This window comes from Actinophytocola sp., assembly GCF_036402745.1.
In the GTDB taxonomy this organism is placed as follows: domain Bacteria; phylum Actinomycetota; class Actinomycetes; order Mycobacteriales; family Pseudonocardiaceae; genus Actinophytocola.
In genome coordinates, this window is the sequence record NZ_DASWSJ010000180.1 from 12,320 (window position 1) to 25,447 (window position 13,128).

Genomic DNA, 13,128 nt, shown 5'->3' on the forward strand with positions numbered 1-13,128 from the left:
TCAGACTCCGAAGATCGCTAGATGGATCAGCCCGGCGCCGATGCCGAGCACGCCGCCGTGCACGAACAGCAGCCACTCGTCCTGCTTGATCGCCGAGCGCAGCAGCTCGTTGAACTCGTCGTAGCGCAGCTGGCGCAGCTGCCGCGCCACGAACCGCTTGATCTTGGTCGACTGCCGCCTGCCGAACTCCGCGTCGCCGAACGCGGCGGCGAACTCGACCGCCTCGCTCGCCACGGCGTCGCGGATCCGGTCGTAGCGCTCGGTTCCCATGCCGACCCGCACCGCCGACCGGGCGAAGCCGACCGCGCTGTCGATCGCCGGGCGCAGCGACCGCTCCAGCATCTGCCGGGTCCGGTCCGAGCGCGGGCCGTGCAGCAGCTCGTCGCCGATGTTCTTCATGTTGATGATGTCGTCCGCGATGATCCCGGCCAGCACGTCGCTCACCTCGGGCTGGCGGCGCAGGAACAGGCCGTGGAAGAGCACCGGACCGATCTTGCGCGGGAACACCGGCTCGAAGATCAGCTTGATGCCGATCCAGTTCACCACCCAGCCGATGACCGCGCCGCCCAGCGGCAGCACCCACCAGTACGGCAGCACGTCGAGGACGAACACCAGCCCGATGCCCATGGGGAAGCCGAAGTAGAAGCCGAAGTTCTGCATGAACCGCAGCTCCTTGCGGCCGACCTCGCGGAGCATGTCGTTCATCAGCTCCGGGTGCTCCTCGAAGTGCCGGATCACCAGCAGCTTCGCGTCGATGAGCTGGTCGATGTACTCGCCGAGCTGGTCGGTGAGCCCACGCACGATCACCGGCAGCCGCTGCTCGATCCGCGCGTGCACGGCCTCCTTGACCACGGGCGGGAGGTCGTGCCACAGCTGCGGGTGCTCGCGCAGCATGATCCGCTCGACGACGCCGCGGATCTCGCCGCGCGCGGTGGCCGCGATGTGGTCGGCGATCTTGTCCGGCTCGAACTCGCGGTAGAAGTCGCCGATGCTGCCGACCTTCAGCAGCGCCTTGTCGACGGAGATGCTGGCCATCTTGGACACCCGCGACGGGATGATGCCCTGCCAGCCGAACCGGCCGTCGTGGGTGATCGCGGGGATCACCTGGACCCGGCGCGGCAGGTAGGAGTACAGGAACCGCAGGCCCGGGATCCTGATGCCGTGGAAGCGCATCGGCTGGAACAGCATGATCACGCCGGTCCAGTTGGTGATGTAGCCGATGACGCCGGTGAACAGCGGGACGGAGATCAGGTGCGTCAGGAAGCGCGGGTCACTCCACGCACTCGCCATGACAACCATCCCGATCCCGCCCGTCGTCGCGCGACGCCCCGCCGGCCACCATGGTCAGCTGCCGGCGATCTTTACACAAACCCCCTCAACCGGCGCCGAGCAGGATGAACGGCCGGCGCAGCGGGTCGGCGGCGGTCGCCTCGGCGAGCGCGCGGGCCGGCCGGGTGCCGGACGCGAGCCTGCGGTGGTAGTCGGTCATCGTCTCGGCCAGGTCCTTCGCGGAGCCCGTGCTGGCCAGCCGCCGGTGGTAGTCGGTCATCGTGAGCGCGGCCGAGCGGTGCCCGACCCGGTTGACCGCGGCCACCACCGTGCGCGAACCGCTGGCCAGCATCGCCCCGGCGAACCCGAGCGGCTCGTCACCCGGCCGGATGTGGGACAGCGCCAGCTCGCACGCGGCCAGCACGATGTGCTCCGGCGAGCGGTGCAGCCGGGCCACCTCGTGCGCCAGCAGGCCGCCGTCGGCGAGCTCGAGCCGGGAGAACATCGCGTTGGCAGGCTCGTGCGTGCCGTGCGCGGCGATGTGCACGAGCTTGGCGCCGTCCATCGCCTCCAGCACCGCCGCGCTCGTGGCCTGCTCGCCCTGCAGCACCACCGCGTCCGGGTACACCTCACGCAGGTGGTTGAGCTCGAGCACCGACTCCGGCAGCTCCGGCCCGCTCACCAGCACGACCCGCCCCGCGGTCGGCTCTGCCTCGGCCGCGCTCACCCACGCCGTCGCCGACGGCGCGACCGACACCGCGCGCCCGTGCAGGGTCGGCAGCGACTCCCACGGCACCGAGTACAGCCCGCCGAACGGCACGACGACGAGCTCGCGGCCCTCCAGCAGCTCGACGGGGATGCGGCCGGGACCGAACAGCTGCTGGTCCAGCGTCGCGATCCGGTGCAGTGCCGAGTGGGACACGGCGTTGACGAGCGGCGCGATCAGGTCGTCCGGCGCGAGCGCGTCGAGGTCGGCGTGCAGCTGCCGGGCCACCTCGAGCACCTGCTCCTGGCTGCCGAGCCGGAACAGCCGGGTGCGCCCGCCGCTGACGACGATCGCCGCGAGGTCCTCGCCGGGCCCCGCGAAACTGATCATCGCCCGGTCCCCGAGCCGCTCGATGACCTCGCCCGAGGAGGACACCGGCCGGGGCTTGCCCCAGTGGCTGGTGTGCCAGCCGAGCCGGTTGACCTCGCGCTGCAGCGCGGTCATCCGCCGCTCGAGGTACCCGGTCGGCCGCCGCTCCAGGCGGGCCTGCTGCACGGTCCGGGTGACCGATCGCAGCTCGCTCACCCGGCTCGCGAGCTCGGGGTCGTCGATGACGGGCAGCGGCTCGTAGCGGTACACCTGCGCGCGGGTGCGCTCCTGCCAGTCCAGCAGCCGGCGCGCGTCGGCGTCGCTGCGCGCGCCCTCCAGCACGAGGTTGACCGCGAGCCGGGCCAGCTCCAGGCCGTGGACCGCGGTGCCGCACACGAGGTCGAGCCCACCCATCCGGTCGCGCGCGGCGCCCAGCTCGGTGAGCCCCGCGCGGGCCTGCGCGAGCGCGCGGCGGGTCTGCCCGCGGGCGAGCGCCACCTCGGCCCGGCACAGCCGCAGCAGCATCTTGTGGTCGATGGGCGCGATCTTGCGCGGTGGCGGCACCTGCTGGAGCAGGGTCTCGGCGGTGTCGGTCTGCCCTCGGCGCAGCGCCAGCCGCACCGCGAGCATCGTCGCCATCGCGGCCTCGTCGACGAGGTTGACCGCGGCGAGGCGCTCGGCGAGCGAGGCCGCCTTGGCCGGGGTGGCCGCGGTGGACCGGCCGGCGAGCGTGGCGGTGGCCTCGGCACGCATCTTGGTGAGCGCGGCGACCTCGGCCCACGGCGCGCTGCCGCGCTTGACGAACCGGCGGTAGGCGGAGCCGGCCAGCTGCTTGGCGAGGGTGAGGTCGCCCATCAGCAGCGCGGCGCCGGCCCGGGCCACCTCGGCCTCGGCGAGGTCCTGGCTGATCCGGTACTCCCGCAGCACGGGCAGCGCCTCGTCGAGGTGGCGGGCGGCCTCGTCGGCGAGCCCGGCGGTCATCAGCGCGCGGGCCTGGTCGATCTGGGTGCGCGGCACGAGACCTGGCGCCAGCGTGCGGAAGGCGCGGTCGGCCTCGCCGTAGTGGTGCAGCGCGCTGGGGATGTCGCCGACGAGCTGGGCGACGTCGCCGAGGTTGCTCTGCGCCTTGGCCTTCTCCTGCGGCATGCCCGCCGCGACGGCGAGCGCCATGCAGCGGCGCATGTTGGCCTCGGCGCGCCCGGGATCGCCGAGCGTGATGTAGGTGAGGCCGCGGTTCATGATCGCGCTGACGAGCAGCTGCGGGTTTCCCGCGGGCGTGCCCTCGGCACGCTCCAGCAGCGGGATGGCGCGGTCGAACAGCTCGAGCGAGTCGGCGGTGCGGCCCTGGCGCAGCAGGATCAGCGCGTGCTGGTGCTCGACGAGTCCCTGCAGTGCCAGCCGGTGCGGGCCCGAGTGCAGGCCGCGGACGAGGTCGCTCGCGGTGCCGAGATGGACCAGGCCGTCATCGACCGAGCCCGTCTCGGCCTCCGCGTACGCGAGCGTCGACAGGACCCTGATGCGCACCGCGGTCGCGTCGAGGTTGCCCGACGTGACCGGGAGTGCGCGCAGTGCCTGGTGAAGCAGCTTGATCGCGTCGGCGGACCGGCCGCCCCGGGCCACGTCCACGGCCCGCTGACGCAGCTCGCCGGCCGCCTTGATCCCCGCGCCGAGCGTCTCGTCCGGCGTTGGCTGGGGTCGCGCGGTCACAGGGTCCGCAGAGCGGGAACGTGGCACGCCTCCATCGCAGCACATGAACGCAACCGAGGCGTGCCCAGGTCCCGAAGGAAAAATCAGACCTCGTCGGTTCCGGTCGGCGCGGCCCCGGTGCTGTGGTGCCCCGTGGTGTGGTCCGTGGAACCACAGATGGTGCACGGCGGACGCGGGTCGATCGGAGGCTTCGGTGGCTGTGGGTTGGTCATGATTGCTTACTCCCCTTTCAGCAGGCTTGCTGTGCTTCGCCTTCCAAGAGACAAGAGGCACTCATGCACAGCGAGATACATGACAATATCTGCCGAATGGGGGAATGGGGCCATCTGGGTTACAAGTCGACAGTGGGAGTTACGACTGTCCGTGACTGTTCGGCGTTCATCCGCACCAGCAACTGGGTGGTCCCGCGCGGCACCTCGGTGAGGACGAAGCGGCCGCCCTCGTCCGCCGTGGTGGTGGACGAACCGTGCTCGGCGACCCGCACCTCGACCCCGTGCGCGCCGGCCGGCACCAGCCAGCCGTCGATGCGCTGGCGCTCCCCGGTGCGGGTGACGTTGACCATCACGGTCAGGTCTCCGACGAAGAACGTGATCGTGCCGGGCAGCCCGCCGCGCACGCCGGCCAGCGCGTGGCTGTCCGCCCAGAGCGCGACCTCGAGCTCGACGTCGTCGATGTCGTCGATGGCGACGGCGAACTGGGCGCGTTCGACCAGCCCGGGCGGGGGTGGGTCGAGCTCGTCGACCAGCCGTGCCACCTGGTCCATCAGCTCGTCGTCAGCCGGTTGCGTTCTCATGATCCACTGTCCCCGTGGTACAGGGCGCGGAGGCTGTTGAGGCAGCGCCCTCTGGTCGGTCCGATACTGCCGTGCGGCATGTGCAAGGCCTCGGCGACGGCGCGGTACTCCGCGCGGCCGGCGAGGACGGTGAGCCGGAGCAGCTCCTGGCAGCGCTGCGTGAGCTTGTGGAAGGCACCCCAGAGCTGGCGGTCCCGCTCGTCGCGCAGCACCTCGTGCTCGGGTGACGGGTCCGTGGTCGGCAGCTGCTCGGCGACCTCGCTGGACAGCTCCACCTGGCCGGAGCCGCGGTGGTTGACCCGCTGGGCCTCCCGGCGCGTGGTGGTGATGAGCCAGCCGGCCAGCGCCCGCGGTTCGGACAGCCGGTTGATGTGCCGTAGCAGCGCGAGCCACACGGTCTGCACCACGTCCTCCGCACTGGTCCGGTCGAGCCCGTTGCTCCGCGCCACGTGCCACACGAGAGGCGTGAGCTCGGCGACCAGGACGTCGAACGCCGAGCGGTCACCCGCCTGCGCGGCGATCATGCATGCCGCGTGCCGGTCCCGCCCGTCGAGCCCTTCCCATGGTTTCGCCACGCTCGCGGTCTGGAGTTCTGTCACCGCTTCCCACCCCGCTTTGGTGGTTGAGTTCCTCGCCACTGTTCTCGCCACTGTTAAACGATAGATCGTCTCACCACTCAAGAGCGTGAGCTTATTGGCCAGATACCGGCCATTCGGGTGGTTACCGGCCGGTTCACCCGTTTCTCGAGATCAACAGGAACAACGCCGCAAGACCGAGCACGGTCCCCGCGAGCAGTGTCCCGCAGCCGCGGCCGACGACGGTCCCGATCGTGCGGGCGCGGAGGGCGAGCACGGTCGCGGTGACGGCGGAGATGAGCACGACCAGGCAGAACACCGCCGTGGCCAGCACGGCGGCGCCGGTGAGGTGCGGTTTGTCCAGAACGGAGGAGCCGAAGGCGAGAACGACGAAACAGACCAGTGCGCTCGCCCCGAACGACAGCACGGCGGCGAGCAGCACCAGTGCCCGGGCCGTGCCCAGGCGCGAGACGGTCCGGCGTCCTGGCTCCTCGGTCACGGCCGCCACTGTAGAGCCGCCCTGTCAGCGCTGTTGTCCGTGCTGTGGTCCGCGGTCCTGGCCGCGGGTGTTGGCCGTGGCTCAGGCCTCGGGGACGACCAGCCAGGCGATCAGGTAGAGGACGGCGCCGGTGCCGAAGCCGAGCAGGGTGGCCGCGACCAGGATGATGCGGACGAGCGCGGCGTCGATGCCGAACATCTCGGCCACGCCCCCGCACACCCCGGCGACCATGCGGTCGGAGCGGCTGCGGCGGAGCTTGCGGACGGGTGCGGTCTGGGTCTCTGTGTCGTACATGGCTCCAGCCTCGCTCGCCGGCGGGCGCCCGGCATCGGGGACTAACCCTGGTCGGACCCGGATCCCGGGTCGGGGTAGGCCCGGGACAACTACAGTCGCAGGCGTGGTGAATACGTCGTGGGCGCCGGTGGACTCCCCGGAGGGGCTGGCCGACTCGCTCGACCGGGTCGGTTACCTGGCGGACGAGGGGGTGTCGACGGCGGCGTTCCTCGCGCTGCGGCTGGGCAGACCGCTGTTCTGCGAGGGCGAGCCGGGCACCGGCAAGACGTCGCTGGCCGCGGCCCTGGCCGAGGCGCTCGACGTGCAGCTGATCAAGCTGCAGTGCCACGAGGGCATCGACTTCACCCAGGCGCTCTACGACTGGGACTTCCCCCGCCAGCTGCTGCACCTGCGCGCGCTGGAGGCCGCCTCGCACGGCGAGCTGGACTCCGAGGTCGCGGAGCGCTCGCTGTACTCGCGGCGCTTCCTGCTGGCCCGGCCGTTGTTGCGGGCGCTGGAGGAGTCGCCGTGCGTGCTGCTGATCGACGAGGTCGACCGCGCCGACGACGAGTTCGAGGCGTTCCTGCTCGAGGTGCTGGGCGAGAACGCGGTGACCGTGCCGGAGCTGGGCGAGGTGCGGGCCACGGTCCCGCCGCTGGTGATCCTGACCTCGAACCGCACGCGCGAGGTGCACGACGCGTTGAAGCGGCGCTGCCTCTACCACTGGCTCGAGCACCCGGCGCTGGCCCGCGAGGTGGCGATCCTGCGCCGCCGGCTGCCCGGGTTGTCCGCGCAGCTGGCCACCCAGGTGGCGAGCGCGGTCCGGCGGCTGCGTGAGCTCGAGCTGCTGAAGCCCCCGGGGGTCGCGGAGTCGATCGACTGGGCGGAGGCGCTGGCGGCCCTGGGCAGGTCGGAGCTCGACGCCGCCGCTGCCGCCGCGACGCTGGGCGCGGTGCTCAAGTACCGCGAGGACGCGCAACGCGTGGTGGCCGCGGGCCTGGACCAGATCCTCGCCGGCTGACCGCGAGAAAGCGGCCGCGGCGCGGGGAAAATCGGTCGCGGTCACGCGAGGGCTTGGCGCATAGTTGGTCCCGGCGCGCCGACCACAGGAGGACATCGTGAACACCGCACTCAGGGGGAGCCTGCGGTAGTCCGGTGTCCCCAACCGGATGCGGCCGTCGCGGCTGCGCGGGCCTGTCGCGGTGCCCCGCCCGCGGCGGCTGCCATCCGGTCGCCGGAGCCGTCCCTTCAGCTCCGAAGCGGGCGGCTCCTCGAGCCACCTTCCGGCACCCGCGCCCGGCTCCGCTACCTGGCCATGGTCGCGGCGGGGAGCCCCCGCCTGACGCCGGCCGCGACCCGGCCGGCGTCAGGTCAGGCTCGCTTCCCGGCGACGGTCTCGGGACCACCGTCGCGGCCGCGGGCATTATTGCGAGACACATCGCGGGCAATTCATATCGTTTTGATCACCCGCCTTTGTTGGCTATAATTTGGCCAAATGTCCGGTCCATGGCCGACCCGAGTGGGCGGAAAGGGTGAATTCCTTGCTCCGCTATGGTCGGCGCCGCGCCCACCGGTAAGGCTGCTTCCTTGTCGAGATCGACGGACAGGACGACACCCACAATTCAATCCCTGTGTGTCAGGTGACGCAGAACAATTGCCACCCCCATGTGACTCTCGAATTGTCGAGGTGGTCGGGGACGAAGGGGGGCAAGAGCGTGCAGACTTACCTGCCGATGTCGTTCGCGCTCAAGCTGGCGGTGTTCTGCCTGGTCGTGGGGTTCGTCGCCGGAATGTGGCTCAGCTCGGCAGCGATGTCCACACCGGACTCCCAACCGAACCGCCCGCCGTCGACCCAGGTGCCGGATGGGGCGCCTGGGCAGCCGGTAGGAGAGGACGGGTCATGGAGTCGCACCGGTTCGGGGACCTGGTGACGTGGTTGCTGTCGTTGGTGTCGGCCACTGCGTGAGATGACTGGGGGTAGGGACCGCCGGCCGGTGCTCGGAACCGGCCGGCCCACTCTTTTTCAGCCTTTCCATTGCACCCCGTAGGCGAATCCCTGGCGCGGCTCGGGGAATACCTGGTGGATTTCCCCGGCGGCATCGGGACTGAGCAGCTCGCCACTCGGCTGACCGTCGTCGACCACCCGCAGCGGGCTGTCGGTCACCCGCCACAGCGTCCGCGGCAGCCGCAGCGGGTCGAACCGCAACCGCAGCTCGAACGCGTCGCACCGGCGGTACGGCACGAACAGGTAGTGCGGTCGCACCGGTTGTCCCGCCGGCACCCGCAGCCGCAACGCGTACTCGTGGTCCTGCCCGATCGCGAGCTCCGCCGGCAGCTCGACGGTGAACTCGAAGTGGCTCTCCGAGCGCCGCTCCCGCCGCACCAGCCGCCCGCCGTAGAGCATCGACACGCCGAGGTCGTGCGTCGGCCGCCGGTCGGCCGGATGCCGGGGCAGGCTGAACTCGGTCTCCAGCTCGCCGATCCCGTCCCGGGTGGCGACGATCGTCCGCGTCTCGGTGACCTCCGGCGCCTGTCCGTCCAGCCGCACCAGCGCGCTGAACCGCCGCACGTACCAGCCGTCGCCGGGCTCGGCCGGCTCGTCGGGCAAACCGTCGACGACCTCGGCCAGCAGCTCGCAGGCCTGGTCGGCGCGCCGCCGCGCGGTCCGCGAGTCCCTCGCCAGCCGGGCGGCGAGCCACTCCAGCCGCTCGCCGAGCCGCGGGTGGGTGGTGTCCTGGTGCAGGCCGAGCGCGGCCAGCAGGGCCAGCCGCAGGTCGTCCGGCAGCCGGCCGGAGAGATCCCGCAGCGTGGTGACGAGCCGGTCGCGCACGGCGGCCGGCGGGTCGTCCGGGCCGATGCCGCACAGCCGCCGCAGCGCGGGCCCGGCCCGCTCGGTGATGTTGGCAGAGTTCACGCCGCGGCCCTTGCGGAGGCGCTTGAGTTCGTCGGTGAGCGTCGCGTGGTCCGGCATCCGAGATCCGTCGTGGGAAGTAACCCTGAAACTAGCGGGTTGAACAAGTAACAATAGGAGGATGCCGTTGTCCGACAAGCTCGACCCACTGCCGGGTCTGGTCGGGTTCGCCGCCGCGCTGCGCGAGGCGGGGCTGCCGGCCGACGCGCAGCGGGTGCAGGCCTACCTCGGGGCCGTGCGGGCCGTGGACATCGCCGATCCGGACCAGCTGTACTGGGCGGGCCGGCTGACCCTGTGCGCCGAGCCCGACGACCTGCCTCGTTACGACGACGCGTTCGCCGCCTGGTTCACCGCCACGCAGCCGCGCCGGCGCCGGTCGTCGATGCCGCCCAAGCCGCGCCAGGCCACGATGGCCGCGCTCACCGACGTCGCCGGCAACGGCTCGTCCCCGGAGCCCGCGGACGAGGACCTGAAGGTCGCGGCCAGCGACACCGAGGTGCTGCGGCACCGGGACATCTCCGCGCTCACCGCCGCCGAGCGCGAGCACCTGCGCGAGCTCATCGCCACCCTGCGGCTCGACCCGCCGCGGCGCCGGTCGATGCGCCTTCGCCCCATGAAGTCCGGCCGGCTCGACGTCGCCAAGGTGCTGCGGGCGATGCGGGCCGCGGGGGGCGAGCCGATCCGGCTGGCCTACCGGGGACGCGGGCGGCGGCCGCGCCGGGTCGTGCTGCTCGTCGACGTGTCCGGCTCGATGACCCCCTACGCCGACGCGCTGCTGCGGTTCGCGCACGCGCTGACCCGGGCGGCGCCGGCCACCACCGAGGTGTTCACCGTCGGCACCCGGCTCACCAGGCTGTCGCGCCAGCTGCGGGCCCGCGACCCGCAGGAGGCGCTGTCCGCGGCGTCGCGTGCGGTGCCCGACTTCGCCGGCGGCACCCGGCTCGGCGAGACGCTGCGCGCGTTCCTCGACCGGTGGGGCCAGCGGGGGCTGGCCCGGCGGGCGGTCGTCGTGCTGTTCTCCGACGGCTGGGAGCGCGGCGACGCGTCGCTGCTGGGCGAGCAGCTGGCCCGGCTGCGCCGGCTCGCGCACGCGGTGCTGTGGGTCAACCCGCACGCCGGCCGGGACGGGTACGCGCCGGTGCAGTCCGGCATCGCCGCGGCCCTGCCGCACCTGGATCTGCTGCTGGCCGGGCACAGCCTGGCCACGCTCGAGGAACTACTGATGGAGGTTCGCCGTGCGTGACGTGCTGGACGAGCTGATGCGCCGGTACTCGGCCGGTGAGACGACCGCGCTCGGGACGGTCGTGGCCACGTTCTCCTCGGCGCCCCGCGCGCCGGGGGCGGCCATGCTGGTCGCGTCGGACGGGACGGTGTCCGGCAGCGTGTCGGGCGGGTGTGTCGAGGGCGCGGTCTACGAGCTGGGCCAGCAGGTCCTCGACGACGGCGAGCCGGTGCTGCAGCGCTACGGCGTCAGCGACGACGACGCGTTCGCGGTCGGGCTCACCTGCGGCGGGATCATCGACATCTACACCGAGCGGATCTCCGCGGCCGACTTCCCGGAGTTCGTCGACCTCGCGAAGTCGATCCAGAGCGAGGATCCGGTCGCGCTGGCGACGGTCGTCGCGCACCCCTCGCCGGAACGGATCGGGCGGCGGCTCGTGGTGTGGCCCGAGCGGACCGTCGGCGACCTGGGCACCACCCGGATCAACGACGCGGTCGCCGACGACGCGCGCGGCATGCTCGCCAGCGGGCGGACCGGCACGCTCCACTACGGCGTCGAGGGCGAGCGGCGCGGCGAGGGCATGTCGGTGTTCGTCAGCTCGTTCGAGCCGCCGCCGCGCCTGCTGGTGTTCGGCGCGATCGACTTCGCCGCCGCGATGGCCCGGCTCGGCTCGTTCCTCGGCTACCGGGTCACCGTGTGCGACGCGCGCCCGGTGTTCGCGACGAAGAGCCGGTTCCCGGAGGCCGACGAGGTGGTGGTCAACTGGCCGCACCGGTACCTGGCCGCCGAGGTGGAGGCCGGCCGGATCGACCGGCGGACCGTGATCGCGGTGCTCACCCACGACCCGAAGTTCGACGTGCCGGTGCTGGAGGTCGCGTTGCGTGCCGACGTGGGCTACGTGGGCGCGATGGGCTCCCGGCGCACGCACGACGACCGGATGGCGCGGCTGCGCGAGGCCGGCCTGTCGGACGAGGAGCTGGCCCGGCTGTCCTCGCCGATCGGGCTCGACCTGGGCGCGCGCACCCCGGAGGAGACGGCGGTGTCGATCGCGGCGGAGATCATCTCCCTGCGCTGGGGCGGCGTGGGCAGCAGGCTCACCGAGGCGAGCGGCCGCATCCACCGCGACACCTAGGCCGGCCGCGGCGGTTCCAGCGCGCGCGGGGTGCGTGACCGGCGCATGCCGTCGGTCGTCAGCACGACCAGGCCCAGCCACACGATCGCGAAGCCCAGCCAGCGCTCCGGCGGCATCTGCTCGTGGAACACCAGCACGCCGAACGCGAACTGCAGGACCGGCGCGAGGTACTGCAGCAGCCCGATCATCGACAGCGGGATCCGCACCGCCGCGCCGCCGAAGGCGAGCAGCGGGAACGTGGACACGACCCCGCCGCCGACCAGCAGCAGCGCGTGCCCGACGCCGAGGGAGAAGAACGTCCCCGACCCCGACGCCTCGAGGAGGCAGAGGTAGGCGAGGGCGGGGACGAGCGTGATGCCGGCCTCGATCGCCACCGACTCGAAGGCGTCGACCCCGGCGAGCTTCTTCACCAGGCCGTACGTCGAGAAGCTGAACGCCAGGATCAGCGCCACCCACGGCACCTGCCCGTACCCGATCGCGAGCACCACCACGGCGACCGCGCCGAGCCCGACCGCCACCCACTGCCAGGTCCGCAGCTTCTCGCCCAGCAGCAGCACGCCGATCAGCACCGACACCAGCGGCCCGGTGAAGTACCCGAGCGCCGTCTCGACCACCCGCCCGTGGTTCACGCCCCAGATGTAGGCGCCCCAGTTGAACGCGATCAGCACCGCCGCGACGGCGAGGAGCCCCAGCTTGCGGCGCGACGCCAGCACCGCGCGGACGGGTGCGAAGCCGGTGCCCCGCCGCCGGCCCAGCCACCACAGCACGCCGACCATGACGACCAGCGACCACACCATCCGGTGCGCGAGCGTCTCCAACGCGCCGGCCGAGCCGAGCAGCGTCCAGTACAGCGGGAACAGGCCCCACAGCCCGTACGCGGTCGCGCCGAGCACGACGCCGCGCCGGTACTCGGGAAAATTGTCCGTATCAGCCCGCTGACCAGCGACGGAGGAGACCACGTAGTCGATCGTAAGCGCTGCGAACGACCCTACGCGCGGATGTAGCGGAGGATCACATGCCCGCTGTCGAACGTGGTGACATCGCCCGTCCGCTCCAGCGCGGCCACGTCGAACTCACCCGACATCATCGGCACGCCCGTGCCGATGATGATCGGGTACAGCTTGACGATCACCTCGTCGATCTCGGCCTTCAGCGTGCCGGCCAGCCGGGCGCCGCCGGCGAGGTAGATGTCCAGCCCGTCCTCGGCCTTGAGCTCGCGGACCCGGGCCACCGGGTCGCCGGAGACGACCTCCACGGCCGGGTCGGCGGCGGACAGCGTCGTCGAGACCACCAGCTGGCGCAGGTGCGCGTACGGGCTGGTGACCCCGAGGTCGAGCGCCGGCTGGTAGGCCACCCGCCCCTGGATGACCGTGTCGAAGTGCTTGTTCGGCGCGTCGGCGATGCCCAGGTGCGGCCGCGCGTGCGTGGGCAGCGTCTCCGGGTACTCGTCGCACAGATACCGCAGGTAGGGCTCGGGTGTGGGGTACATGTCGAACTCGCCGCCCGGGCCGGCGATGAACCCGTCGACCGACATGGCGACCAGGTACGTCAGCTTCCGCATGGGCGCTCCCCTCCGATTTCGCGCACAGATCCACTTTTCCACGCCTGGACTTGTCCGATCGCTCCGGCGGGGGCAGGCTCGAGGGCTGTGAGTCAGCTCACGCACGTCCCG

The 13,128-nt window shown here is 72.1% G+C and carries 12 protein-coding genes; 3 read left to right on the plus strand and 9 right to left on the minus strand.

Annotation, left to right across the window (positions count from 1 at the left end):
- The 6 genes from VGD70_RS17680 to VGD70_RS17705 all read right to left on the minus strand — a co-directional run bounded on the left by VGD70_RS17680 (position 1) and on the right by VGD70_RS17705 (position 6,212).
- Positions 1-1,290 carry a hypothetical protein gene (locus tag VGD70_RS17680; protein ID WP_331082592.1) on the minus strand — a complete coding sequence of 430 codons (1,290 nt, stop codon included), beginning with the start codon at positions 1,288-1,290 and terminating at the stop codon, positions 1-3.
- A gap of 85 nt (positions 1,291-1,375) precedes the next feature.
- Complete coding sequence (locus VGD70_RS17685; RefSeq protein ID WP_331082593.1) at positions 1,376-4,051, minus strand: CHAT domain-containing protein; 2,676 nt, start codon at positions 4,049-4,051, stop codon at positions 1,376-1,378.
- Positions 4,052-4,382: 331 nt separating this feature from the next.
- Positions 4,383-4,844, minus strand: coding sequence for a carboxypeptidase regulatory-like domain-containing protein (locus VGD70_RS17690; protein ID WP_331082595.1), 462 nt, complete (start codon positions 4,842-4,844; stop codon positions 4,383-4,385).
- Positions 4,841-5,443: a sigma-70 family RNA polymerase sigma factor gene (locus tag VGD70_RS17695; RefSeq protein ID WP_331082597.1), complete on the minus strand. Its 603-nt coding sequence runs from the start codon at positions 5,441-5,443 to the stop codon at positions 4,841-4,843. The genes VGD70_RS17690 and VGD70_RS17695 overlap by 4 nt, the downstream gene beginning before the upstream one ends.
- 133 nt (positions 5,444-5,576) lie before the next feature.
- On the minus strand, positions 5,577-5,918 hold the full coding sequence (locus VGD70_RS17700) for a hypothetical protein (protein WP_331082599.1): 342 nt from the start codon (positions 5,916-5,918) through the stop codon (positions 5,577-5,579).
- An 81-nt stretch (positions 5,919-5,999) separates the two neighbouring features.
- The gene (locus tag VGD70_RS17705; protein WP_331082601.1) at positions 6,000-6,212 is read right to left on the minus strand and encodes a PspC domain-containing protein; all 213 of its coding nucleotides are present in this window, start codon (positions 6,210-6,212) and stop codon (positions 6,000-6,002) included.
- Positions 6,213-6,315: 103 nt separating this feature from the next.
- Here VGD70_RS17705 and VGD70_RS17710 point away from each other — a divergent pair, with 103 nt between their 5' ends.
- Complete coding sequence (locus VGD70_RS17710) at positions 6,316-7,212, plus strand: MoxR family ATPase (protein WP_331082603.1); 897 nt, start codon at positions 6,316-6,318, stop codon at positions 7,210-7,212.
- 1,002 nt (positions 7,213-8,214) lie between these two features.
- Here VGD70_RS17710 and VGD70_RS17715 read toward each other — a convergent pair.
- Positions 8,215-9,162 carry a hypothetical protein gene (locus VGD70_RS17715; protein WP_331082605.1) on the minus strand — a complete coding sequence of 316 codons (948 nt, stop codon included), beginning with the start codon at positions 9,160-9,162 and terminating at the stop codon, positions 8,215-8,217.
- 61 nt (positions 9,163-9,223) lie between these two features.
- Between VGD70_RS17715 and VGD70_RS17720 the strand changes: the two genes are divergently transcribed.
- Both VGD70_RS17720 and VGD70_RS17725 read left to right on the plus strand, forming a co-directional pair.
- Positions 9,224-10,345: a vWA domain-containing protein gene (locus VGD70_RS17720; RefSeq protein WP_331082607.1), complete on the plus strand. Its 1,122-nt coding sequence runs from the start codon at positions 9,224-9,226 to the stop codon at positions 10,343-10,345.
- On the plus strand, positions 10,338-11,456 hold the full coding sequence (locus VGD70_RS17725; protein ID WP_331082609.1) for an XdhC/CoxI family protein: 1,119 nt from the start codon (positions 10,338-10,340) through the stop codon (positions 11,454-11,456). Before VGD70_RS17720 ends, VGD70_RS17725 begins: the two co-directional genes overlap by 8 nt.
- Here the strand turns inward: VGD70_RS17725 and rarD are convergent.
- Both rarD and VGD70_RS17735 read right to left on the minus strand, forming a co-directional pair.
- A complete protein-coding gene (gene rarD / locus VGD70_RS17730; protein ID WP_331082612.1) occupies positions 11,453-12,415 on the minus strand; it encodes an EamA family transporter RarD in 963 nt (320 codons plus the stop codon). The two genes, VGD70_RS17725 and rarD, sit on opposite strands and share 4 nt — an antisense overlap.
- A 29-nt stretch (positions 12,416-12,444) precedes the next feature.
- The gene (locus VGD70_RS17735) at positions 12,445-13,017 is read right to left on the minus strand and encodes a dihydrofolate reductase family protein (RefSeq protein ID WP_331082614.1); all 573 of its coding nucleotides are present in this window, start codon (positions 13,015-13,017) and stop codon (positions 12,445-12,447) included.
- Between the last annotated feature and the right edge of the window lie 111 nt (positions 13,018-13,128).